At 38.0% G+C, this 25,055-nt stretch carries 24 protein-coding genes; 14 read left to right on the top strand and 10 right to left on the bottom strand.

The window, feature by feature from the left end; all coding sequences use genetic code 11:
- Positions 1-21 precede the first annotated feature (21 nt).
- From coaE to adk, 6 genes are all read left to right on the top strand, one after another.
- A complete protein-coding gene (gene coaE, locus AC6H0J_RS00425) occupies positions 22-642 on the top strand; it encodes a dephospho-CoA kinase (protein WP_032825596.1) in 621 nt (206 codons plus the stop codon).
- Complete coding sequence (gene yacG / locus AC6H0J_RS00420; protein ID WP_005627554.1) at positions 635-841, top strand: DNA gyrase inhibitor YacG; 207 nt, start codon at positions 635-637, stop codon at positions 839-841. Before coaE ends, yacG begins: the two co-directional genes overlap by 8 nt.
- A gap of 116 nt (positions 842-957) precedes the next feature.
- A complete protein-coding gene (gene rhlB, locus AC6H0J_RS00415; RefSeq protein WP_497512694.1) occupies positions 958-2,205 on the top strand; it encodes an ATP-dependent RNA helicase RhlB in 1,248 nt (415 codons plus the stop codon).
- A gap of 43 nt (positions 2,206-2,248) precedes the next feature.
- Entirely contained in the window at positions 2,249-3,265 is a 1,017-nt protein-coding gene (galE, locus tag AC6H0J_RS00410) for a UDP-glucose 4-epimerase GalE (protein ID WP_114892544.1), read from the top strand.
- Between the two features lie 143 nt (positions 3,266-3,408).
- Complete coding sequence (locus AC6H0J_RS00405) at positions 3,409-4,686, top strand: MFS transporter (protein ID WP_497512693.1); 1,278 nt, start codon at positions 3,409-3,411, stop codon at positions 4,684-4,686.
- An 84-nt stretch (positions 4,687-4,770) separates the two neighbouring features.
- Complete coding sequence (gene adk / locus AC6H0J_RS00400; RefSeq protein ID WP_005631284.1) at positions 4,771-5,415, top strand: adenylate kinase; 645 nt, start codon at positions 4,771-4,773, stop codon at positions 5,413-5,415.
- Positions 5,416-5,482: 67 nt separating this feature from the next.
- Here adk and acrB read toward each other — a convergent pair whose 3' ends face one another.
- The 6 genes from acrB to AC6H0J_RS00370 form a co-directional block, all read right to left on the bottom strand.
- Complete coding sequence (acrB, locus tag AC6H0J_RS00395; RefSeq protein ID WP_497512692.1) at positions 5,483-8,563, bottom strand: multidrug efflux RND transporter permease subunit AcrB; 3,081 nt, start codon at positions 8,561-8,563, stop codon at positions 5,483-5,485.
- Between the two features lie 17 nt (positions 8,564-8,580).
- On the bottom strand, positions 8,581-9,777 hold the full coding sequence (gene acrA / locus AC6H0J_RS00390; protein WP_046939070.1) for a multidrug efflux RND transporter periplasmic adaptor subunit AcrA: 1,197 nt from the start codon (positions 9,775-9,777) through the stop codon (positions 8,581-8,583).
- A gap of 30 nt (positions 9,778-9,807) precedes the next feature.
- Positions 9,808-10,338, bottom strand: coding sequence for an efflux transporter AcrAB transcriptional repressor AcrR (gene acrR / locus AC6H0J_RS00385; RefSeq protein WP_497513574.1), 531 nt, complete (start codon positions 10,336-10,338; stop codon positions 9,808-9,810).
- 229 nt (positions 10,339-10,567) lie between these two features.
- The gene (locus tag AC6H0J_RS00380) at positions 10,568-11,560 is read right to left on the bottom strand and encodes an amidohydrolase family protein (RefSeq protein WP_497512691.1); all 993 of its coding nucleotides are present in this window, start codon (positions 11,558-11,560) and stop codon (positions 10,568-10,570) included.
- Positions 11,561-11,757: 197 nt separating this feature from the next.
- Positions 11,758-13,515, bottom strand: a complete 1,758-nt coding sequence (locus tag AC6H0J_RS00375) for a DUF3413 domain-containing protein (protein ID WP_005625988.1) — start codon at positions 13,513-13,515, stop codon at positions 11,758-11,760.
- A 1-nt stretch (position 13,516) separates the two neighbouring features.
- Complete coding sequence (locus AC6H0J_RS00370; protein ID WP_005625990.1) at positions 13,517-13,735, bottom strand: YejL family protein; 219 nt, start codon at positions 13,733-13,735, stop codon at positions 13,517-13,519.
- A 128-nt stretch (positions 13,736-13,863) separates the two neighbouring features.
- On the opposite strand from AC6H0J_RS00370, the gene yejK reads away from it, so the two are divergent.
- From yejK to cpxA, 4 genes are all read left to right on the top strand, one after another.
- Positions 13,864-14,880, top strand: coding sequence for a nucleoid-associated protein YejK (gene yejK, locus AC6H0J_RS00365; protein WP_118817126.1), 1,017 nt, complete (start codon positions 13,864-13,866; stop codon positions 14,878-14,880).
- A gap of 64 nt (positions 14,881-14,944) precedes the next feature.
- Positions 14,945-15,358, top strand: a complete 414-nt coding sequence (bamE, locus tag AC6H0J_RS00360; RefSeq protein WP_005625994.1) for an outer membrane protein assembly factor BamE — start codon at positions 14,945-14,947, stop codon at positions 15,356-15,358.
- Positions 15,359-15,415: 57 nt separating this feature from the next.
- The gene (locus tag AC6H0J_RS00355) at positions 15,416-16,114 is read left to right on the top strand and encodes a response regulator (RefSeq protein ID WP_497512690.1); all 699 of its coding nucleotides are present in this window, start codon (positions 15,416-15,418) and stop codon (positions 16,112-16,114) included.
- A 4-nt stretch (positions 16,115-16,118) separates the two neighbouring features.
- On the top strand, positions 16,119-17,510 hold the full coding sequence (gene cpxA / locus AC6H0J_RS00350) for an envelope stress sensor histidine kinase CpxA (protein WP_118817125.1): 1,392 nt from the start codon (positions 16,119-16,121) through the stop codon (positions 17,508-17,510).
- Positions 17,511-17,549: 39 nt separating this feature from the next.
- Here the strand turns inward: cpxA and epmA are convergent, their stop codons facing one another.
- Positions 17,550-18,521 carry an elongation factor P--(R)-beta-lysine ligase gene (gene epmA, locus AC6H0J_RS00345; RefSeq protein ID WP_497512689.1) on the bottom strand — a complete coding sequence of 324 codons (972 nt, stop codon included), beginning with the start codon at positions 18,519-18,521 and terminating at the stop codon, positions 17,550-17,552.
- A gap of 215 nt (positions 18,522-18,736) precedes the next feature.
- Between epmA and frdA the strand changes: the two genes are divergently transcribed.
- From frdA to frdD, 4 genes are read left to right on the top strand one after another with little or no spacing between them, the layout of a single operon-like run.
- The gene (frdA, locus tag AC6H0J_RS00340; RefSeq protein ID WP_032825757.1) at positions 18,737-20,536 is read left to right on the top strand and encodes a fumarate reductase (quinol) flavoprotein subunit; all 1,800 of its coding nucleotides are present in this window, start codon (positions 18,737-18,739) and stop codon (positions 20,534-20,536) included.
- A complete protein-coding gene (locus tag AC6H0J_RS00335) occupies positions 20,529-21,299 on the top strand; it encodes a succinate dehydrogenase/fumarate reductase iron-sulfur subunit (RefSeq protein ID WP_118817122.1) in 771 nt (256 codons plus the stop codon). Before frdA ends, AC6H0J_RS00335 begins: the two co-directional genes overlap by 8 nt.
- Before the next feature lie 10 nt (positions 21,300-21,309).
- Entirely contained in the window at positions 21,310-21,720 is a 411-nt protein-coding gene (gene frdC / locus AC6H0J_RS00330; RefSeq protein ID WP_005628979.1) for a fumarate reductase subunit FrdC, read from the top strand.
- A gap of 12 nt (positions 21,721-21,732) precedes the next feature.
- Positions 21,733-22,077, top strand: coding sequence for a fumarate reductase subunit FrdD (gene frdD, locus AC6H0J_RS00325; RefSeq protein ID WP_005628980.1), 345 nt, complete (start codon positions 21,733-21,735; stop codon positions 22,075-22,077).
- Positions 22,078-22,184: 107 nt separating this feature from the next.
- On the opposite strand, the gene mtgA is transcribed toward frdD, so the two are convergent.
- Genes mtgA through AC6H0J_RS00310 form a run of 3 tightly spaced genes read right to left on the bottom strand, consistent with a single transcriptional unit; the run spans position 22,185 to position 25,036 of the window.
- Entirely contained in the window at positions 22,185-22,925 is a 741-nt protein-coding gene (mtgA, locus tag AC6H0J_RS00320) for a monofunctional biosynthetic peptidoglycan transglycosylase (RefSeq protein ID WP_118817121.1), read from the bottom strand.
- Positions 22,912-23,217 (bottom strand): trp operon repressor, encoded by a 306-nt coding sequence (gene trpR, locus AC6H0J_RS00315; RefSeq protein WP_005629736.1) that lies wholly within the window; start codon positions 23,215-23,217, stop codon positions 22,912-22,914. Before trpR ends, mtgA begins: the two co-directional genes overlap by 14 nt.
- 37 nt (positions 23,218-23,254) lie before the next feature.
- Entirely contained in the window at positions 23,255-25,036 is a 1,782-nt protein-coding gene (locus tag AC6H0J_RS00310) for a transglycosylase SLT domain-containing protein (RefSeq protein ID WP_497512688.1), read from the bottom strand.
- Between the last annotated feature and the right edge of the window lie 19 nt (positions 25,037-25,055).

Here is a 25,055-nt window from a genome sequence, read left to right as displayed (position 1 = left end):
AATTTTTTTATGGGGAATAATATGACTTATATTGTTGGCTTAACTGGTGGCATTGGTAGTGGTAAAACAACGATTGCTAATTTATTTGCTGATCTTGGCGTACCTCTAGTGGATGCGGATGTGGTTGCTAGAGAAGTCGTCGCGAAAGATTCCCCCTTATTGTCTAAAATTGTTGAACATTTTGGAGCTCAAATTTTAACGGAACAAGGTGAACTTAATCGTGCGGCTTTACGAGAACGAGTGTTTAGCCATGATGAAGATAAATTGTGGTTAAATAATCTTTTGCATCCCGCTATTCGTGAACGAATGAAACAACAATTAGCTGAACAAACTGCGCCTTACACATTATTTGTCGTCCCTTTATTAATAGAAAATAAATTGACCACACTTTGTGATCGTATTTTGGTGGTGGATGTGAGTCCACAAACTCAACTTGCTCGTTCAGCTCAACGAGATAACAATAATTTTGAGCAAATTCAACGAATTATGAATTATCAAGTTTCTCAACAAGAGCGTTTGAAATGGGCGGATGATGTGATTAACAATGATGCTGAACTGGCTCAAAACTTACCGCACTTGCAACAAAAGGTGCTAGAATTGCACCAGTTTTATTTACAACAAGCGGAAAATAAAAATGTCTGACGAAATGATTGAAGTACCTTGTCCGATTTGCCAAAAATCTGTGCGTTGGACAAATGAAAGTACTTTTCGACCTTTTTGTAGCAAACGTTGCCAGTTAATCGATCTTGGCGAATGGGCGGCCGAAGAAAAAGCGATTCCAAGTGATACTGCTGATTTTGCAATGGATCCAAATGTGAGTGACGAATGGAGTACTAAATAGAGATTAACCGATAGGGAACCCTATCGGTTAATTTTTATAAGTGCGGTCCTTTTTTGAGGATTTTCCCTAAGCATGCTATGCTAAACGTAATTTTATTATTCTAAAATGTGATTTTTATGCAACAAGATTATTTAAGCCAAAAACGATTCTTCGATCTTCCTCTACATCCGATGGTACGAGATGCTTTGGCAAAAAAAGGCTTTGATTTTTGTACCCCAATTCAGGCTTTATCCTTGCCTATCAGTTTAAATGGACGAGATGTCGCAGGACAAGCTCAAACTGGTACAGGAAAGACAATGGCTTTTTTAACGGCTACTTTTCACCATCTTTTAACTCACCAAGATCCTAATCTTAAATATCCTCACCCAAGAGCTTTGATTTTAGCGCCTACTCGAGAATTAGCAGTACAGATTAGTAATGACGCAGAATTTCTTGCAAAAGCCTGTGGATTAAAGACCGCACTTGCCTATGGTGGCGATGGTTATGATAAACAACTACAAGCGATTGAGCGTGGCGTAGATATTTTGATTGGTACGACGGGGCGAGTCATTGATTATGTGAAACAAGGCATAATTGGTTTAGATGAAATCCAAGTTGTCGTGCTAGATGAGGCGGATCGAATGTTCGATCTTGGGTTTATCCGTGATATTCGTTATTTATTGCGTAAATGCCCCGCTCCGCAAGCTCGTTTAACGATGTTATTTTCAGCGACGCTTTCTTATAAAGTGCGAGAATTAGCATTCGAGGATATGGATGACCCTGAATATATTGAAATTGAACCAGAGCAAAAAACAGGACATAGAATTAAAGAAGAACTTTTTTATCCATCTAATCAGGATAAAATGGCACTTCTCTTAACCTTAATGGAAGATGAATGGCCTGATCGCTGTATTGTGTTTGCGAATACAAAACATCGTTGTGAAGAAATTTGGGGTTATTTGGCGGCTGATGGACATCGTGTCGGTTTACTGACTGGCGATGTAGCACAGAAAAAACGTTTATCGTTATTGAAACAATTTACCGACGGTGATTTAGATATTTTAGTAGCAACAGATGTGGCTGCTCGTGGGTTACATATTTCTGATGTGACTCATGTTTTCAATTATGATTTACCCGATGATCGAGAGGATTATGTTCACCGAATCGGTCGTACTGGACGAGCTGGGGGAAGTGGTGTTTCTATTAGTTTCGCTTGCGAAGAATATGCGATGAATTTACCCGCAATTGAAGAATATATAGGCCATTCTATCCCAGTCAGCCAATATGAAACAGAAGCCTTGCTTGAACTGCCGAAACCGTATCGGTTAAAACGTGCGGTGCCACCGCAAGGGCATACAAGACATCGTTCTTATCACACAAAATAGTGATATAATTTTTTTAGTCTCAATAATTAATAAGGAAATCATTATGGCCATTTTAGTGACAGGTGGTGCCGGTTATATCGGTTCTCACACAGTTGTAGAATTATTAAATGCTGGCAAAGAGGTGGTGGTATTAGATAATCTTTGCAATTCATCGCCAAAATCCCTTGAGCGCGTAAAACAAATTACGGGCAAAGAAGCAAAGTTTTATGAAGGTGATATTTTAGATCGTGCTTTGTTACAAAAAATTTTTGCAGAAAATGAGATTAGCTCTGTTATTCACTTTGCTGGATTGAAAGCCGTAGGGGAAAGTGTTCAAAAGCCGACAGAATATTACATGAACAATGTAGCTGGCACCCTTGTATTAATTCAAGAAATGAAAAAAGCAGGTGTTTGGAACTTTGTATTTAGCTCATCTGCAACGGTTTATGGTGATCCAAAAATTATTCCAATTACAGAGGATTGTGAGGTCGGCGGTACGACCAATCCTTATGGTACCTCTAAATATATGGTTGAGCAGATTTTACGCGATACAGCAAAAGCGGAACCAAAATTTAGCATGACCATCTTGCGTTATTTTAATCCGGTTGGGGCGCATGAAAGTGGCTTAATTGGTGAAGATCCAAATGGTATTCCAAATAATTTATTACCTTATATTAGCCAAGTTGCTATCGGTAAATTAGCACAACTTTCTGTATTTGGTAGTGATTACGACACTCATGATGGAACAGGAGTGCGTGATTATATTCATGTGGTTGATTTGGCAGTGGGGCATTTAAAAGCGCTTCAACGTCATGAAAATGATGCTGGTTTACATATTTATAATCTCGGTACAGGCCATGGTTATTCCGTATTAGATATGGTAAAAGCCTTTGAAAAAGCCAACGACATTACAATTGCATATAAACTTGTAGAACGCCGTCCTGGTGATATTGCAACATGCTATTCTGATCCTAGTTTAGCGGCTAAAGAACTCGGTTGGGTGGCAGAGCGTGGTCTTGAAAAAATGATGCAAGATACGTGGAACTGGCAGAAAAATAATCCAAAAGGGTATCGAGATTAATATTCTCTAATATTTGTTTTTCTTTTTTAGGAAGAAGAATGCTAAACATTGGGGGATGTAATTAAAAATCCCCCTAATTTTTACACTTGTCCTTTAATTGAAAGCAGAAGTTTCTAAAATACAACCAAAATTAACCGCACTTTATGTCAAATTCCCTTTCTTCCCAAATTTTTACGCGCAAGATGTTGATTTGCGTATTCACAGGTTTTAATTCTGGTTTGCCATTATTTGTGTTATTGCAAATGTTGCCTGTTTGGCTGACAGATAAACATCTTTCAATTGAGCTTATTGGTGCTGTAACCGGTGTGATGTTGCCTTATGGATTAAAATTTTTGTGGGCACCATTATTGGATCGTTATTTCCCGAGTTTTTTAGGGCGTCGTCGTAGCTGGATGTTGCTTTCACAAGTAGCATTATTGATTTTACTTTACATCATTAGCCTTTTTGATCCACTCACACAACTTAGCACGGTAGCAAATATTGCGTTGCTTATCGCCTTTTTTTCAGCCACACAAGATATCGTGTTAGACGCTTATCGTCGTGAAATTTTGAGTGATCATGAATTAGGTTTGGGAAACACTATTCATATTAATGCTTATCGAATTGCGGGATTAATTCCCGGTGGATTATCGCTCTATTTGGCGGCGATTTATCCTTGGGAAACCGTCTTTTTATGGACCGCACTTTGTATGTTAGCGGGCATCTTCATGACACTATTTTTAGCTAAAGAGCCCAAAATCAACGTGCAACAATCTAATCAGCCGTTCTATCAAGCATTTTGGATTCCATTACAAGAATTTTTCCAGCGTAAGGGCGTCGTTCAGGCTATCGGTTTTTTACTGTTTTTGTTTTTGTATAAGTTCGGGGATTCTTTTGCTACAACGCTACAAACCAAATTTATTTATGATATGGGGTTTAGCAAAGAGGATATAGCCATTGTTGTAAAAAGTACCGCACTTTGGTCAAGCATTTTATCTGGGCTTGCTGGTGGTGTGATAATGTTAAAACTGGGTATTAATCGTGCATTGTGGCTATTTGGGCTTGTACAGATGGTGACAATTGGTGGGTTTATTTGGTTGGCGGCTTTCGGTCATTTTGATGTTATTACATCAGCCGAGTTATGGAAACTAGGTGTTGTGATTGCGGCAGAATATATCGGCGTTGGACTTGGTACCGCAGCTTTCGTGGCTTTTATGGCGCGTGAGAGTAATCCCCTTTATACCGCAACACAGCTTGCACTTTTTACAAGCCTTTCAGCCTTGCCAAGTAAAGTTTTAGGTATGCTTTCTGGTTATGTTGTGGGAGCAGTGGGGTATTATCAGTATTTTTGGTTTTGTTTATTTTTAGCGATTCCAGGCATGCTTTGTTTATTTTGGGTAGCTCCTTGGAATCAAGAAAATAATACGGCCAATTCACTATAAAAGTGCGGTAAAAATTATAAAAAATTTGACCGTACTATGCTTTATCAGTATCTTAATCACGTTTTTTATTAATGGAGATTTTTTATGAAAATTATTCTTTTAGGTGCACCGGGCGCAGGTAAAGGCACTCAAGCACAATTTATTATGAACAAATTTGGTATCCCACAAATTTCAACTGGTGATATGTTCCGTGCAGCAATCAAAGCAGGGACTGAACTTGGCAAACAAGCCAAAGCATTAATGGATGAAGGTAAATTAGTACCAGATGAATTAACCGTTGCGCTTGTAAAAGATCGTATTGCTCAACCTGATTGCGCAAATGGTTTCTTATTAGATGGTTTCCCTCGTACTATTCCACAAGCGGATGCTCTAAAAGACTCAGGTGTTAAAATTGATTTTGTTTTAGAATTCGATGTGCCAGACGAAGTGATTGTTGAACGTATGAGTGGTCGTCGAGTGCACCAAGCATCTGGTCGTTCTTACCACATCGTTTATAATCCACCAAAAGTGGAAGGTAAGGATGATGTAACTGGTGAAGATTTAATTATTCGTGCAGATGATAAACCAGAAACTGTGTTAGATCGTTTAGCCGTATATCATAAACAAACTAGCCCATTAATTGATTATTACCAAGCAGAAGCGAAAGCGGGGAATACTCAATATTTCCGTTTAGATGGTACACAAAAAGTGGAAGAAGTTAGCCAAGAGTTAGATAAAATTTTAGGCTAAAAATAATCTAAAAAAATAAACCGCACTTTGGGTGACCTAAGTGCGGTTTGTTTTTTCTATGTTTTAATTAATGGGTTGTTTTATTTTCATCAAAAACCGGTAATGGTTTATGTTCGGTTGCGACATAGCTATATACCACAGGCAACACGAACAAGGTGAAAATAGTACCAATGGATAATCCCGCTACAATCACTATCCCCATACTAAAGCGAGATACTGCTCCCGCACCTGTTGCATAGAGTAATGGAATTAAGCCAGCTACCATTGCCGCGGTTGTCATTAGAATTGGGCGTAAACGTACTTTGGCTGCATGAGTAATTGCCTCAATTCGAGTTTTACCGTGGTTTAGCTGCTCTTCTTTTGCCACTTCACACATTAAGATACCGTGTTTGGTGATTAATCCTACGAGAGTGATCAACCCAACTTGAGAGTAGATATTTAATGTTGTTCCCGCGATGCCAAAGAAGGATAAAATATTTAAGCTCACTAATGCACCACTTACGGCTAATGGTACGGAAATCATAATTACCATTGGGTCACGTATAGATTCAAACTGAATGGCAAGTACCAAGAATATGATGATAACAGCTAATGCAAAAGTGACGGCTAATGCGTTGCCTTCTTGGACTAATTGGCGTGCTTCGGATTTGAAATCAAACGTATAGCCTTGCGGTAAATTGTCAGTCGCATATTGTTGTAGCCATGCAACAGCATCTCCCGTTGATGAACCTGGCATTGGTACTGCGCTAATCTGTCCTGAGTTTAATTGGCTAAAGCGCGATAATGAAGTTGGCTGTGTTTCTAGCTTCATTGTGATTAAACTGCTTAATGGCACAGATTGCCCATTACTTGCCGTTAAGTAATAGTTTTTGAATGCTTCGGGCGATAAACGGTCATCACGTTTGACTTGCGAAATGACTTTATAAGCACGTCCATCTACATCGACTCGCGTAATTGTTGCACCCGATAAGAAGCTCCCTAAAGTACTACTAATTTGTTGCATCGTAATACCGTAAGTACCAGCTTTCTCTTTATCGACTGAAATTGTCATTTGCGCAGTGTCATAGGTCAAATCTAAATTTGTATAAATAAATTTGCCAGAGGCTTTCATCGCACTTAGGAATTTCTCTGCGGTATTTGCCAACGATTTATAATCTTGAGCAGTTTTTAATACAATGGCGATTGGAGGGCCTTGTTCCCCTGTATCAATTTCAGGAAAGTTAAATGCAGATACGGAGACTTCTGGAATTGATTTCGCTTTTTCATTGATTTCATTCATTACTGCAGATTGCTTGCGTGAGCGTTCTTTCCAGTCTTTCAATGTGATGATATTTAACGAGCCATTAGAATTTGGCGCGCCAGCAATGCTCATCCCAAAAGACACTTCAGGTGTTTCCATTACATTTTTCATGTATGGTTGCATTGCATTTTGAATATAATCCACATTCACACTAGATGGCGCGTTACCAATGGCAATAAATGCACCTTTATCTTCATTTGGTGTTAATTCATTAGAAAGTGAATTAAATAAAAATGGGAGCGTTGAGAAAATTACCACAGCAAAAGCTAGCATTGATTTACGATTGAGCATAACGAGATCAAGCATGTATTCGTAAATATGATTTACTTTACCTAAGGTATGTTCTACGCGTTCTTCCATCCATGTTGGTTTAGCGTTGGATTTAAGTAATTTACTACTCATCATTGGCGATAACGTTAATGCCACGATACCAGAAATAAATACCGCACCAGCAAGGGTTAAAGCAAATTCTTTAAACAATGTGCCAGTAATGCCCCCCATTAAAGCCATCGGTGAGTAAACCGCGATCAATGCGATAGTCATGGAAATTACAGGCACGGCAATTTCACGAGTACCAATAATTGCAGCACGGAATGGTGTTTCCCCTTCTTTAATATGGCGATCCACGTTTTCTAACACGACAATCGCATCATCAACTACTAAGCCGATAGCTAGAATAAGTGCTAATAATGTCATTAAGTTAATAGAAAAATCTAAACTTTGTAGCATCATTAAAACACCGATCAACGAAATCGGAATGGTGAGAACTGGAATTAAAATTGCGCGAAGCGATCCGATAAACATCAAAATAACCACTAATACAATAACAGTCGCTTCCACAATAGTTTTAATTACTTCATGGATTGAACTATTAATCGCAATAGTTCGGTCATAAAGAATGTCAGTTTCCATACTATCCGGTAGTTGCTTTTTAATATTGTCAAAGAGCGGTCGGATTTTTTCTGCCACTGTTAATGGGTTAGCCGATGAAGTTGGATTGATTCCTAATACGACAGAATCCGCACCATTTGCCGTTGCACGAGAATTATCACTTTCTTTGTTCAATTCAATGGTGGCAATATCGCGTAGGCGTACTAAATCATCACCACGAGAAGCAACAATTAAATTACCTAATTGATCAACGGATTTGGTCGTTGTTTCAACTTTGTTGCGGTAAGTGACGTAGTAGCCGTTATCATTACCAGCTGCAGTTTGTACATTATTTGCAGAAAGGGCAGACATCACTGTTGGTGCAGAAAGATTTTGTGACGCCATTTTTTGAGGATCTAGCCAAATACGTAATGCATATTCAGCCGCACCAAATACTTGTACTTCTGCCACACCTTCAATCGTAAAGAATTGAGGTTTGACTACGCGGTTAATGTAGTCTGTTACTTGACTTGAGTCGAGTTTGTTGGAGCGGAAACTTATATACATAATCCCCGTACCACCTGATGAAGAGGCTACGGTTGGCGCTTCAATTCCGCTTGGTAATTTTGAGCGCACAGCATTTACTTTGGCCAATACATCGGCAAGCGCACCAGCAGGATCGGTATTCAGTTTCATTTTGACTGTAATAGTCGATGTATTTGGTGCGCTGCTAGATGACATATAGTCAATGTTATCTGCTTGGGCGATAGATTCTTCTAATGTAGAAGTAACAAATGCTTGAATTAGATTTGCATCAGCACCAGGGTAGGCGGTTGTTACCGTAATTACCGTGGTGGTCATTTTAGGGTATTCACGCACTGCCAATTTCGAAATAGCTTGTAAACCTAAAATAATAATAAGCAAGCTAATTGAAATCGCTAAAACAGGACGACGAATAAATATGTCGGTAAATTTCATTCGTATTTCCTAGTTAATTAAAGATTAGTTTTATTTACTGGCTCTGTTGCACCTACAATGTCTTTTTCAATCCATTCTACAAGACTGCCATTGCCGATACCTTGTTGACCACCAGTGATAATCTTATCACCCGGTTTTACTTCATTACCTTGTAATTGAGAATAAATACCTTGGCGATCTTTAGTAAATACGGTGATTTGTTTTGCTCGATATAAACGATCTAATTTTTTATTCTCAGCCATTTTCTCTTTGTCTTCATCAGATAATGGTGTGAGTAAATAAGCAATTTCACCATACATGTTGTAGCTAATGGCTACTTGTGGAACGACAACTTGATTTGTTTCAGTTGGAAGCGCAATGCGTAAACGTGAGAACATGCCTGAAAGCAATTTACGTCCATCTTCAGGATCAAAAGTAGCTTGAACATCAACTAAACCAGTTGATGAATTAATGGCGGGTTCAATAGCTGTGATTCGAGCTGAAAATGTTTCGCCCAAGCGAGCATCGGTTGTTGCTGTGACGCGTTGACCGATATGCAATTTATCTAAATCATTTTGTGAAAGAGCAAAATCCACTTTCATTGAGCTAGTATCTTCTACACGCACAATTTCTGTTCCAACATTCACATACTGACCAACGTTTACTTTCACAATACCTGCTTTGCCATCAAATGGCGCAACGATTTTACGGCGTTCAATTGCTGCTTTGATAGATTCTATATTGGCTAGTTGAGCATCATAAGCCGCTTTTGCGTTATCCATTTCTTGTCGTGAAACAGCATTGCTTTTCAATAAATTAGCATAACGTTGATAAGTTTGACGAAGAGCTGGGAGTTGTGCCTGTGCAGCTTGAAGGCTTGCATGTTCTACTGAACTATCGAGTTCAATGAGTAAATCGCCTTTTTTAACTTGTTGTCCATTTTGCACGAGCACTTGAGAAATCGTACCTGCATTTTGTGTACTGAGCATTGCGCCTTGATTTGGACGCACAAGACCTGTTGTATTGATAACAGGCGTCCATTCTCTAGGTTGAACTTCAAGTGCGGTCACTGGGCTTGAAGGTTCTGGCATTCCTGCAATTGCTCGGCTTATCATTACGCCTTTTATCATATTAAAACCGATGACACCGGCAAAAATTAAGACAAATACCACTAAAATTATTTTCATAAAGAAAATATGTGAGCGTTTTGGTCTTTGATGTTGAGTTTGACTCATGTTTAAAGCTCCGTTATAAAATAATAACTATTATTTCTGAATTGCACGCCAAGAGCGTTCAATCACAGATTCTAAAATTTCAGGTTTAAGATCGAAATCGATAAATTTTGCATCAGAGGCTAAATTTATCGCCGTTTTCAAACTTAATAAAAAGAGAATATCTTCAGATAATTCCGCTAATAAGCCAGCTTTTTGTGCTTGATGACAAAATAAATCCCAACGGCAATTTTTTACGTTTTTACAAATATCCTTGAAATTAGGCAAAGATTCATATTGCTTTAAATTGGATAAGATAGTGGGATTTTCTTGTAAGAAATACCAAATATTTTTCCACATTTGTCGATACTGTTCGAAAAAAGGCTTAGATTCATCAAAATCTTTTTCAAGCGTTGCCATAAACATTGAAAACACTCTGTGTGCAAATTGTTCAAGCAACTCATCTTTGTTTTTGAAATAAAGGTAAATCGTTCCTGCGGCTACATTCGCTTCTTTCGCAAGTTTGTGCATAGAAAGTTGATTCAACCCTTCTTTTGCCATTAAACGATCTGTCGCTGAAAAAATCTGTTCAGCTAAGTCTGTTTTAGCTTGTCACATAAGATCCTTGAGTAAAATAAGGAGCAATTATTGCTCAAAAATGAATGAGCGTTCATTTTATTTGTTTTTTGTTTTTTGGCAAGTTAAAAAACACAAAAGCACAACGAAAATGGGCAATATTTAAAAGCTAGATTTTGTAATCAACTTTTAAATATTGCCCATTTTGACCGCACTTTTGATTGGGCGGAATAAAAAGCTAAATTGGATCTAGTCCTAACACTTTACGACCGTTAATACTTGCAATATTGACCATTTCATCTAAGTGAGGGAAACGGCAGCCCGCAGCCAATAGGCTTAATTCTTGCCATAAATCGCCTTCACATAAAGGAACCATGTAATCACAAATATTATCAGTGCCGAGGGCAACAGTGATACCTTCGGGGATCATTTCATCTGCTGGCGTGAGCGCATTATGGAATGGCATAAGATCTTCTTTGCGATTACTGTCAATCCATGCCATTGGACAGGCGATCATCATCATTTTGGCTTTACGCATTTTTTCATAAAGTTTGTAGCGATATTCTTTTGAATGTGAGCCAATGGAAATACCGTGGATACCAACAACGCGTCCCTCCATTCTGTGTTCAATGGTTTTGTCGCAAAGCTGCTCGGTTTCTTTTTCATTTGGATTGTTGAATTGGTCTACATGTACATGACACATAATTCCAAGGGATTTTGCCTTATCTAACAAGATATCCATCGCCTCTAGACCACGCCCATAATCCAATTCATCACGATATGGTAAGCCACCAATCATATCTACCATTTCGGCACCAATATCAAACCATTTACGCGCAGTGGGTTCAATTACCCCTTTTAAAGTTTGATTGGCAAATTTCAAAATAATGTCATGTTTATACACTTCGCGGGCTTTGTGTGCGGCAATAATTGCACGATCTTCACAAATTGGGTCTATATCGACAAAAGTACCAAATGCGGTTACACCTTGGGATATCATTAATTCAATAGATTGGCAAAAACGTGCGTAATAATCATCAACACTGGAAGTGCGTTTTACTTCATCAACCAAATCCCATTTTTGTTGCAAATTACTACTATGATAAATCCCAATTTTCTCTGGCGTCATCGTAAAAGCGCGGTCAGCATGTGCATGGGCATTTACCCATCCGCCTTTTTTGATAATTTCATCGCGAATATAGGTTTTAAAACTACGAACGTGGCTTTTCATACAAACTCCGTAAAAAAGAAAGGATAAAAAGACGAGAATGTATATTAATTGAAAGGTACTGTAAGTACGGCGAGAAGCATTATGATAATGTTATGAAAAACTCACGGATTTTCATTAATAACATTTTTCAGTCTTAAACTGAGTCGTGAGTATAAAGGCTTAAGGGCAAAAAATCTATTCTTTTATGCCCTTATAGATTATTTTTCAAAGAAGAAATTTTGTAATTGGAAGGCTTCTAAGAAGATTCCAAGTGGCGGTCTGTCTGACGATTGCTCGATATAATCTTTATCGAATTTTTTGTAATTACCTTTGCGATCAATGTGATATTGTGTTCCATCAGGTTGAATCACTACATTCCAGTGGAAATTAGAGGCAAGCACCCAATCATCTCCCTTAAGATCAAAGAGATTATGCCCCTGACTATAATCCATCAACGGGTTTTCTACGCTGAACACTGTTTGCATTAATGCAGAGAAAATATCAGCATGGTTACTTAATCCATTGTGTTTGCCTACTGGTAAATCTTTCCAATATACAAGCAATGGCACTTGAACCTCATCGCGCCCAAAGTAGTTTTCTCGCTCTTTTTCATTCATTTCATTAAAGGTTAAACCATGCTCTGACGTGATGATGACTAATGCATTTTCAAGCGGTGTATTTTCTAACGCTTTTGCTAAAAGAGAATCAATGTCTTGCAAAGTGCGGTCATAATCTGATGGGTTTTTAGCCTCCAAGGCTAAATCCAAATAAGCAAACCAAGGTGAGTCTGTTTTTTGTGCTTTAATAAAAGCATTGAGATTTTTTACCGCACTTTCATTATTTAGTTTGTTGGTTTTATTCGATGAAAGTTTTATTTCACGAAATAATGCTTGGCGGAAGACGCTATCTTTGAAATTCGTAGCAGAAAATAAACCCAATTGATAATTTTCAGCACGTAATTTTTCGATTAAAACAGATTGGGTATGATTGCTTAAAACGCTATCGGTGTAATTTGCATTTAGCCCGTAAAATAACCCAATTAAGCCTGCGTTATTACTATTGCCTGTGCTGTAATGATTAGTGAATTCCGTTGAACTTGTTGCAAATTCAGCAAGTTTTGGCATCTTTTCATTAGAAATCGCATCATGGCGTAAACCCGAAACCGTTACGATCAGAATATTAGGTTTGTGCGTAATTGGTGCGTAAGTGAGTTCTTTTTTCGGATAATCAATTTTTAAGGCATCTAAACGACCTTCTTGCGCCAATTTTTGCGTATATTCTTCTCCATCCAAGAAACCGTGTTTTTCTAAAAAAGAACGAGCTGTCATTGGATAAGATAAAGGGAAATTAGATCGTTGCATGGTGATAGGACGATATAAATAAGCATCTGCCCAAGCATAAATTAAATGCGTCGCAATGAACGTTGTGGTTAAGAATATGCCAGTGCCTTTTAGCCATTTTTGGCGTTCAAGACTACGTAATTTTTCCCAACTCCAGCGAGAAAATAACATTTGTGCCAATAAAATTATAGGCATTGGTGCAAAGAAAATTTGCCAATCGCGTGACATTTCACCATTTTCTGGATTGACCAGCAAATTCCATACAATAGAGGATAAATGTAGATTGAAACGATTGAAAACGGCGGTGTCAAATAATAATAAGGTTGTACAAATGGTGGAAAAAATCACGGTTAATCCGCGAAAAGTGCGGTGATTTTTAACAATGAAACTCAGTGGAAAGACAACGAGTAAGTACAACGCAAAAACGTTGAAACTGAAATGCCCGAGCAAACTCACAAAGAAATAAAGTTTTCCTGCGAGAGTATCTGGCCAGTCAATGATAAAGGCATAACGAGTGCCAATAAGAATAGCAACAATAATATTAAAAAAAGCAAACCAATGACCCCACGAAATTTTTCGTGAAACGTCATCGCGGTATTGTTTGCCGCTGAAGGTGCCTTTTTTAATCCATTTCATATTAACGTGTTTTTACCGCATTAATTAAGGAATTCGAAAATGCTTGAGCTAATGCCTCACGTTGAGTTTGTGGCACACTGGTGGTTAATAAATTGCTTGCCATGTTACCCAGTGCGATTAAGGATAGATCTACAGGGGCTTTATGCTTTTCTAATACCGCGATCATATCGTTCACAATTGCACTTAGCTGTGCATCAGAATATTTAGAATGTTGAGCCATAATGTCAAAAATAAAACAAAAAATTTAGCTTATGATACCCGATTATTTGGTAGAACCTAAATAATTTCTTTTTTCTTGCTTAAAAAGTGCGGTTATAATTTGCGACAAATTTTTCAAAGGTGACAAAAATGAGTATTACCGTTAATCAAATTGTTTTGCATCAGTTAGTCAAAAATGTGGATGGCGACATCATAAAAATGGAAAGTGTATTACGCGATGAGTTGCTGTCCATTACGCCAGAAGTAGAACAAATGATGTTGCAACTTCATCAAGGCTATCAAAATAAATCGAAGGCTTTTGGCGTATTTCAGGAAAAGTCTATCTTTGCACAACATTTAAATCGTTTATTAGAACAAGAAATTGAGTTTTTAGGTTTTAGTCAATATTCAACAAAATTGCTTGCAGATGAGTTAGGTAAATATAACTTTGCAGAAAGTGGTACTTTGATTTTATGTCAATATAATTTCTTAGCGACAGATTATTTGTTTATTGCATTGCTTGATAGTCGTTATAGCATGTTAGTTGATGAGCATTTAGAGATTCGTCGTACAGAATATCTTGATATAACTCAGTTTGATATTGCGGCAAGAGTGAATTTGACGGATTTGCAGGTGAATGCAAACTCTAATCGTTATTTAACTTTCATAAGAGGCCGAGTTGGTCGAAAAATTAGTGATTTTTTCATGGATTTTTTAGGTGCCGAAGAAGGATTAAATCCACAAGTTCAAAATCAATGTTTATTGCAAGCTGTGAGTGATTATTGTGATCAAGGTGAACTCAACAAAGAGCAAACTCAAGCGGTGAAAAAACAAGTGTTTGAATATTGCAAAGCTCAACTTGCTGGCGGTGATGAAATTGAATTGCAGGAACTTTCTGATTCCTTACCCACTCTAAATGAACAGCCTTTTGTTACTTTTGCGGAAGAACAAAACTATGGCTTGGAAGATAGCATTCCGCCAGTACGTTCAACTTTAAAATCCCTAACGAAATTCACTGGTTCAGGAAAGGGGGTGAGTATTAGTTTCGATGCTGATTTATTAAATACTCGAATTCAATGGGAACCGATGACGGATACGCTTACAATCAAAGGTTTGCCACCAAATTTAAAAGATCAATTACAAAAGGCTTTAAAATCAGAGAATTAATTTGGAAATATGCTCAAACTTGGGTATTATTTAACAGTACTTTTGCACAAATAAGGTAAAGAAAATGCAAGTTAAAACACTTTTAGGCGCAACCTTCTTAGCATTAAGCGTCGTTTCTTGTTCGACCGTTGAAAAAGTTGTATATCGAATTGATGTGCCACAAGGCAACTATTTAGAAGCGACTACCGTTGCTCAAGTTAAAGAAGGCATGACAGCTCAACAAGTACAATATTTGTTGGGTACGCCTGTATTAATTGATCCTTATAATAGTCAGACTTGGTACTATGTGTTCTTACAACAACGTGCTTATGAAACACCTGTTCAACACACTTTCACTGTAAAATTTGATCAACGTGGTATTGTGACTGAAACCAATCTTGATAAACCTTTGCCAGAAGTTTCGCAACAAGGCGAGAACAACACCATTATTCAAACTGGTGAGAAACAAAAATCAAGCTGGTGGAAATTCTGGAAATAAGCTGTACATATATAGTGACAGTATAAACACAGAAGTTTGATAAAAAGGACTGTGCCCATGTCGAAGCTCTTGCTCGTTGATGACGATGTTGAATTGACGGAATTACTTTCGTCCCTTTTAGCGTTAGAAGGGTTTGATGTTCAAACAGCAAATAATGGATTAGAGGCATTACAAAAACTGAATGAAAGCCACGAGTTGGTTTTGCTTGATGTCATGATGCCTAAGCTAAGTGGTTTTGAGACATTAAAAGAAATTCGTAAAGTCTCTAATGTACCAGTGATGATGCTTACTGCAAGAGGAGATGACCTTGATCGTATACTCGGTTTAGAATTAGGCGCTGATGATTATTTACCCAAGCCATTTAATGACCGTGAACTTATTGCTAGAATAAAAGCTATTTTACGTCGTAGCATACTTGTTAAAACAGAAAGCATAGAATCAGATGAAAATGAAGAGCTGGTAACACATTTTCGTGGTATTGAATTACACCCTATTGCTCAACGAGCTATTTACCAAGGACAAGATTTAAATTTAACTAGCTCTGAATTTTTACTATTTTATCAACTAACTCAATCTCCAAATGGTATTGCTACTAAAGAAGAACTCAGTGAAAAAGCATTAGGGAAACCACTTGCTCCTTTTGATCGTTCTATTGACATGCATATGTCAAATATTCGTAAAAAACTTCCTCTCCGAGAAAATGATCTACCTTGGTTTAGAACATTACGTGGACGAGGATATCTTTTAGTTCCCTAGAATAATGAGACTCTCTAGAATCTTTAATATCAATCAATTAGCTATACGTACATTTTCAATTTTTTGGATAGCGTTTTTTTTCATGATGACACTTGTTGTTATAATACCTTACTTCGATCTTCGTATTTATACCCCTTTAAAAGAATCGGAAGTGATCAGCTATCAAAAAAAGATTATGGATACAATACGAAATAAACAACTTAGCGATCTACTTGCCAAAGCGCCAGTCTTGCCAACAGATAAATATAATCCATCTCGCCCTGTTTTAGTCAATTTACAGACTAAAAATATATTAGGTGAATTACCAGAAGAACATAATGCGATTTTATCCTTTACCATTGTATCTGATGATTTTTCTCATCCTAAGCGTAAAATATTCGGTGACTTGGAAATTATAGGCCCCTTCCAAATTTATCTTAGTGATAAATCTGATGAATATGCTTTATTTTTCATCAACCATATAAATCCACAACAAGAAATTTTAAATTATTTATTTGATAACCCAGCAGTGACTGCTTTCTTAATTTTACTAATTACTACACCATTACTCTGGTGGTTCACAAAAACTATTGTCAACCCAATATCTCGTTTACAAGAAGCTGCAAATTCCGTTGCCCTGGGGAACTTTAAAATTGACAATAACCTATCTTTATCGGGCCCTCTTGAACTCCGACAAGTCGGGAGAAGTTTTAATAGAATGTCAATAGCGATTGATAATCTTATCTCCAATCAACAATCTTTACTTTCATCTATTTCACATGAGCTTAAAACACCACTTACACGTTTACAATTAGCTACAGCGCTTATTCGCCACCAATATGGTGAAACAGATAGTATAAAACGTATTGAGAAAGAAATAGGGCGAATGGACAAAATGATTAGCGAATTACTCTTGCTCTCTCGTCAAAAGATGAACAGCCAAGTTGAACGAGAGATCTTTCATGTTGAAGCACTTTGGACGGAGAGTATAAAAGATGCATTATTTGAAGCTGAACAACGAGGTATAACGTTTCTCACAAATATTCGTTTACCTAAAAATAAATTACAACTTAACGGCAATTTTAGATTGCTGGAAAGTGCGGTTGAAAATATCGTGACAAATGCACTCAAATACACCAAGGATAAGATCGAACTTCATATTTTTATACAAGAAGAATTTCTCAGAATCCGTATAGATGACAACGGATCTGGAGTCCATCCAGATGAATTTGAAAAAATCTTCAAACCGTTTTATCGTGTGGATGAAACACGAACTAGAACGACTGGCGGCACAGGATTAGGATTAGCGATTGTATCTAATGTTATTCAGGAGCATCAAGGAAAGGTCTGGGCTGAAAAAAGCCCGATGGGTGGACTTGCAGTTACCATACAATTGCCATTATGGATCAGTAACTAAGAATCAAAAGTACGGTAGATTTTTTACCGCACTTTTCGTCTAGGCATTATCCACGGAAAAAGAAATCACTTCATTAATTTTCTCACAACCTAACGCAACCATAATTAGGCGATCGACTCCCAGCGCGACACCAGATGCGTTTGGTAAGCCAGCTTCTAATGCAGCCAGAAAACGTTCGTCAATGTCTCGAGTAGGTAATCCATGTTTCTTTCTTTGTTGATTATCCAATTCAAAACGATGTCTTTGTTCTCGTGCATCTGTCAATTCATGGAAACCATTTGCCAGTTCTAACCCTTTGTAATAAAACTCAAAGCGTTCTGCAACCCGCTGATCTTCTGGGCTCACTTGTGCTAGGGCAGCTTGTGTTGAAGGGAAATGATAAACCGCAACAGGTCTCTCTTTTCCTATTTGAGGTTCAACGACTTCACTAAATAAGAACTGTAATAAAGTATCGCGCTCTTCATCATCTTCAGCCATAAAGTTATGTTTACGCGCCGCTTCGATTAATTCTGAACGTTCTGCTGATAAGGGATCTAGACCTACATATTCTTGAAAAACAAATTGGTAGCTTAAACTTTCTGCAGGTGGGCAATCTAAAATTTGTTGGAGTAAATCATCTACTTCATTAATTAAACGATGCATACTAAAGTGCGGTCGATACCATTCCAACATGGTAAATTCTGGATTGTGGCGATTACCAGCCTCTTCATTACGGAATACTTTGCTGATTTGGAATATCGGTCCACTGCCTGCAGCAAGCAAGCGTTTCATATGATATTCAGGGCTTGTAGAAAGCCAAAGTGTTTTGGATTGTTCACCAAAAGGCGCAATAAATTCTGTGCTGAATGTGGAAAGGTGCAAATCAGTGACGCCAAATTCACTTAGAACAGGCGTTTCAACTTCAAGCAAGCCTCGCTCTGTAAAAAATTGACGAATTTCAGCAATAATTTTTGCACGTTTAAGCAGACTTTTTATATCGGCAGAAGGTTGCCAATGAGTAAGTGCGGTCATTTTTATTCCCATTTTTAAATTTACATCATTGTAAACGAGAGCCCTTCTCAACTCAATCTAAGCTTTTTTGAGGTAGATCACAAAATCATCCTTTTCCTCTTACCCTGCATAAAAAACGTTATTAATTTGTAACAAAAAATGGCAGAATGAACTCACTAGATTACCCTTTTAGGGTGATTTCTATTTTTTACTTTCTACATTTATTGGAGGATATCGTGCAAACAGTTAATGTCGATATTGCGATTGTTGGCGCTGGTGGCGGCGGTTTACGTGCAGCAATTGCAGCAGCAGAAGCAAACCCTAACTTAAAGATCGCATTAGTTTCTAAGGTTTATCCTATGCGTAGCCATACGGTTGCAGCAGAAGGTGGTGCGGCCGCAGTAATTAAAGAGGAAGATTCCTACGATAAACACTTCCACGATACCGTTGCCGGTGGTGACTGGTTATGTGAACAAGATGTGGTGGAATACTTCGTTGAACATTCTCCAGTGGAAATGACTCAACTTGAACGTTGGGGTTGCCCTTGGAGCCGTAAAGCAGATGGCGATGTGAACGTGCGTCGTTTCGGTGGGATGAAAATCGAGCGTACTTGGTTCGCGGCAGATAAAACTGGTTTCCACTTATTACATACTCTTTTCCAAACATCCATTCAATATCCACAAATTCAACGCTTTGACGAGCACTTCGTTTTAGACATCTTAGTTGATGATGGTCATGCTCGCGGTATGGTTGCGATGAATATGATGGAAGGCTCACTTGTTCAAATCAACGCAAATGCGGTTGTAATTGCAACTGGTGGTGGTTGTCGTGCATTTAAATTCAACACCAACGGCGGTATCGTAACTGGTGATGGTTTATCAATGGCATATCGTCACGGTGTTCCTCTTCGTGATATGGAATTCGTCCAATATCACCCAACCGGCTTACCAAACACCGGTATCTTAATGACTGAAGGTTGTCGTGGTGAAGGCGGTATCTTAGTGAATAAAAACGGCTACCGTTATTTACAAGATTATGGTCTAGGCCCTGAAACCCCAATCGGTAAACCTGAAAACAAATATATGGAACTTGGTCCACGTGATAAAGTTTCACAAGCATTCTGGCAAGAATGGAAAAAAGGCAACACCTTAAAAACTGCAAAAGGTGTTGATGTGGTTCACCTTGACTTACGTCACTTAGGTGAAAAATATTTACATGAACGTCTTCCATTCATTTGTGAATTAGCAAGTGCTTATGAAGGTGTAAACCCAGTTAATGAACCAATTCCAGTTCGCCCGGTTGTTCACTACACCATGGGGGGTATCGAAGTGGATTTCAACAGCGAAACTCGCATTAAAGGTTTATTTGCTGTGGGTGAATGTGCGTCTTCTGGTTTACATGGCGCAAACCGTTTAGGTTCTAACTCGCTTGCAGAATTAGTGGTTTTAGGCCGTGTTGCAGGTGAATATGCAGCACAACGTGCAGCAGAAGCACAACCTGCAAACCGTGCAGCAGTTGATGCACAAGCTCAAGATGTTGTGGCTCGCCTTGAAGCACTTTATAACCAAGAAGGTAATGAGTCTTGGTCTGAAATCCGTGACGAAATGGGTACTGTGATGGAAGAAGGTTGTGGTATCTACCGTGACCAAGAAAGCATGCAAAAAGCAGTAGATAAAATTGCTGAGCTTAAAGAACGTTATAAACGTATTCGTGTTGCAGACCGTTCAAGCGTATTCAATACCGATGTGCTTTACACTGTAGAATTAGGTTACATCCTTGATGTGGCACAATCTATTGCCAACTCTGCAATTGAACGTAAAGAGTCTCGTGGTGCACACCAACGCTTAGACTACACTGAACGTGATGATGTGAATTATTTAAAACACACCCTTGCTTACTACAATGGCGATGATGCACCGCGTATTGAATACAGTCCGGTGAAAATCACTAAATCTCAACCAGCAAAACGTGTTTATGGTGCTGAAGCAGAAGCGGCAGAAGCGGCTGCGAAAGCTAAGGAGCAAGCAAATGGCTAATTCACCGGTAATGACTGTAGAAGTATTACGCTACAACCCAGAAAACGATCAAGAGCCACATTTAAGCTCTTATCAAGTACCTTATGATAACCAAAGCTCTCTTTTAGATGCGTTAGGTTACATTAAAGATAAACTTGAACCGTCTCTTTCTTATCGTTGGTCTTGCCGTATGGCAATCTGCGGTTCTTGTGGGATGATGGTCAATAACAAACCAAAATTGGCTTGTAAAACGTTCTTACGTGATTACAGCGGCTATATGCGTATTGAACCATTAGCAAACTTCCCTATTGAACGCGACTTAGTGGTTGATTTAAGCCACTTCATCGAAAGTTTAGAAGCAATTAAACCTTACATTATTGGCAACGAAGCGCCAGCATTAGATGGTAAACCACATCCATCGAAAGAATTGCAAGTAAGCCGTACTAAACAAACCCCAGCACAGCTTGAAAAATATCGTCAATTCTCAATGTGTATCAACTGTGGCTTATGCTATGCCGCTTGTCCGCAATTTGGTTTAAACCCTGAATTCTTAGGCCCTGCAGCAATTACAATGGCGCACCGTTACAACCTTGATAACCGTGACCATGGTAAAGCACAACGTATGCCATTATTAAATGGTAAAAACGGTGTTTGGAGCTGTACTTTTGTGGGTTATTGTTCTGAAGTGTGTCCAAAACACGTGGATCCAGCTTCAGCAATCAACCAAGGCAAAGTGGAAAGTGCCAAAGATTATGTTATCTCAATGCTAAAACCAAAAGGCTAAGGGGAAGAATATGTCAGTAACAGTAAGTAAACGCAAAAAATATGTTCGCTCAATGACGGCTACTTGGTGGCAAAAATTGGATTTCTACAAAGCATATATGGTGCGCGAAGCAACCTCTATCTTTGCTGTATGGTTCTGCATTGTATTGCTTTATGGCGTACTTTGCCTTGCAAGCAATCCTGTACCTGGCTTAGGTATTGTTGATTTCATTGGCTTCTTAAGAAATCCAATTGTGGTGTTCTTAAATATCATCACATTAATTGCGACTTTGTATCACACTGCAACTTATTTCGTGATGACCCCAAAAGTGATGAACATCATTGTTAAAAATGAGCGTTTACCACATCACGTGTTAAGAAATGCACTTTGGGCAGTTACAGCTGTGATTAGTGTTATCGCATTAATTTTAGTTTATATGTAGGGAGAGAAAAAAATGGTCGAACAAAATCCAAAACGCTCTGGTGAACCACCAGTATGGTTGATGTTTGGTGCTGGCGGGACTGTCAGTGCGATTTTCTTCCCTGTGGTAATCTTGATCCTTGGTTTATTGTTACCATTCGGATTAATTGATCCACATAACTTAATTACATTCGCTTATTCTTGGATCGGAAAATTAGTTATCTTAGTTTTAACCATTTTCCCAATGTGGTGTGGTTTACACCGTATTCACCACGGTATGCACGATCTTAAAGTGCATGTGCCAGCTGGTGGATTTATCTTTTATGGTTTAGCCACAATTTATACTGTTTGGGTATTATTTGCGGTAATAAACCTGTAATAAAAATGCTATAAATAAAAAAACGAGTTTAAAACTCGTTTTTTTATTTTGTGTATCAAGTAAATATTTTTTAGTTTGTTTTACTTTAGAAATTCGATTGGGGTTTTTTATAAATGGCTCAAGTATTCAGTACCTAAATTTCCCATTTGTCTCAAAATCCAAGTTTGTTTTTTACGAACTAATAAGCTTGGCTTATTTACTTTATAAATGATTGGATTGGGCAACACAGCAGCTAAAAGTGCGGCTTCATTTTGAGATAAATTTTTAGCTGATTTTTTAAAGTAATAGCGACTTGCCGCTTCCACACCAAAAATGCCATTCCCAAATTCTGCAATATTTAAATACACTTCTAAAATACGTTTTTTTGACCAAGTCAGCTCGAGTAGCATAGTTGCTGGAACTTCTAAACCTTTTCGTAGCCAATTTTGTCCGTGCCAAAGCATTAAGTTTTTAGCGGTTTGCTGGGAAATGGTTGATGCTCCTCGGATTCCTTTTTTAGATTTTTCGTTATACCGAATTGCTCGTTGGATAGCCTCAAAATCAAATCCGAAATGTTCAGGAAAACGCTGATCTTCTGATGAAATCACAGCTAATTGAATATTTTGGGAGATATTTTCTAGGCTGACCCAGTTATATTGGATTTGATATCGAAAATCGCCTTGTAAAAGATTAGCGATTTTTTGTTGTACCATATAAGCGGAAAATGGAATAGGTACAAAGCGAAAAATCAGCAACAAAGCAAAAACGGCGAAAAAAAAACGAAAGACAACTCGCTGCCAGTTTTTTTTCCACCATTTAGGACTAAATAAGTGAGAAAGTGCGGTAAAAATTCGCTTAGTTTTTTTCAATGAGATCAAGATGTTGTTTCATCCATTGCATAAAATCAGGATCCATCGTTTTAATCATATTGGAACCTCGAGTGATTGTGGCAGCACTTGTATTCAGATTTTGTTGAATTTCACGCTGAGGCATATTTTTATCAATCAGCTGAGAGACAATCTGTAAGCGTAATCCCACCGCATCCCGTTCGTCTGCCGTTAATAATAAGGTTAGAAACTCCTGTGCTTTATTTTCTTCAAAGGCAATTTTTAGCATTTGAAGAAATGCATTCCATTGTTCTAAATTGCGGCTGATATACATAATTACGCTCCCATTCCACACTATTAAACTAGTGCGTTTAGTATAGCCGATTCAATTCTTCTTGGCTAAAGATTTGTGGGTTTTCTTGATTTTGTAAAATTTGATAGTAAAAGTCATAAGTGACTACATTTTGCACATAACCACGAGTTTCGTAAAAAGGAATAGATGCCACAAATTCGTCTAATGCTAATTTTCCATTAGCACGACTTAACCATTTTTCTACTCGATTTGCCCCTGCATTGTAAGCGGCTGCAATCAATATTCGATTATTAGGATATTTTCCATTGAGTTCATTAAGATGTGCGGTACCTAGTAAAATATTATTCAATGGTTTGAATAAATCTTGTTCGCCTTGATAAGGTAGTTGATTATTCTCTACAGTCAATTTTGCCGTGCTTGGCAGAAGTTGCATTAAGCCCCGCGCATTTGCAGAAGATTGTGCCATTGGATTCCAAGCACTTTCTTGACGGGCGATTGCCATAGCAAAAGTTTTGCTGATATTTAAATTCTGTAATGCTGCATTGAAGTATTCTGAATAAGCATTTGGCAGACGAAGGGTCAGGTAATCCCACGCTTTTGCAACAATAGAAGCATCAACAGCTAATTCAAACCATTGTTGGTTTTCAGCATATTCTGCAAGTTTTAGCTGAGTTGTGAAATCAGCATTATCAAGTAAAATTCGCCAACGTTGTTTTGCTAAACCATTTCGTCCAAGTTCTCTCAGCTCTCGAATCATGGCAAAAACTTGCTCGAAAGGAAGTTGTTCTTCTACGGTAAAACTTGGTGCTACTGGAAAATCGACTTTATATGCTTGCTTTAATTGTGCAGCAGCTAACATTGGATAGAACCCCCGCTCTTTTGAAAGTGCGGTTAGTTTTTCTATATTTTTTGATATGTCTTGTTTGGCTTCCCAATAACGCCATTCTTGTTTTGCTTTTCCTTCAGTTGTAAGTGAATTAAGCCACAGAGAAAGGTCGGTCTTCTGCCAAATTGCCATTCGTAAACGGCGTTCGGTTAGATTATCAGTTTTTAATTGTCGGATTTGTTCATCACGCCATTTCTGAAAATCAGTGTTTTCATTATCAAAAAAACGATTTAAAAAGGCTATTTTCCACTGTTTGATTTCATCTTCTGAGAGTTGCCAAGTATCACCCCATTGCTGATAGAGCTCAAAATTTGGATTCTCTATTTGTTCCGATAGTGTTTTTAGATAACGAGGAAAAGCATCGATTAATACACTTTTATCTAAAGTGCTAGGATTACTGTTCTTTATAATCTCAGCAAGCTGTTTAGGATTTTCTACTTGATTTTGTTCTTTTTGATTCGTGTTATTTTCTTTAGCATTATCCGACGTTGCTGAGGTTTTTTGTTCCTCTAACGTGGATAGTTTTTGTAATAAGGTTTGAAATACTGGCGTTACAAAAGGGTAATTTTGTTGCACTAATGCATTGAGTTCATTTATTGCTTGTTGTTTGCCCTGAATGTCATCACTTTTTAAAAAGACGATTTTTGTCTCCCAAAAGCGTGCTAGCAAATCATATTGCAAAGGGTAGCCTTGCAATGAATCTATTAAGGTTTTTGTGATGTTTTGAGTCGCTTCAGAAAATTGCTGGTTTTTTACCGCACTTTTTAGCAAACCTTCAACCTGTAAAAAGGTTTCACGTTGTTTTAAACGTTTTAAGTAGTCTTGATGCTGTATTGACGCCCAGTTTTGTTTTTCTTGCTCAAGATTGATGGATGCTATTGCCGTGTTAGGTGTATCGGCAAAAGCAGAAAGTGCGGTCAAAATACAGAAAGAAATTAAAGCGACTTTTTTCATATTAGCTTATTAGAATTGA

The sequence above is a fragment of the Haemophilus sp. THUN1691 genome, from assembly GCF_059704425.1.
The sequence above is the reverse complement of the archived record's forward strand: the minus strand, read 5'-3'. Positions and strand labels throughout refer to the sequence as shown.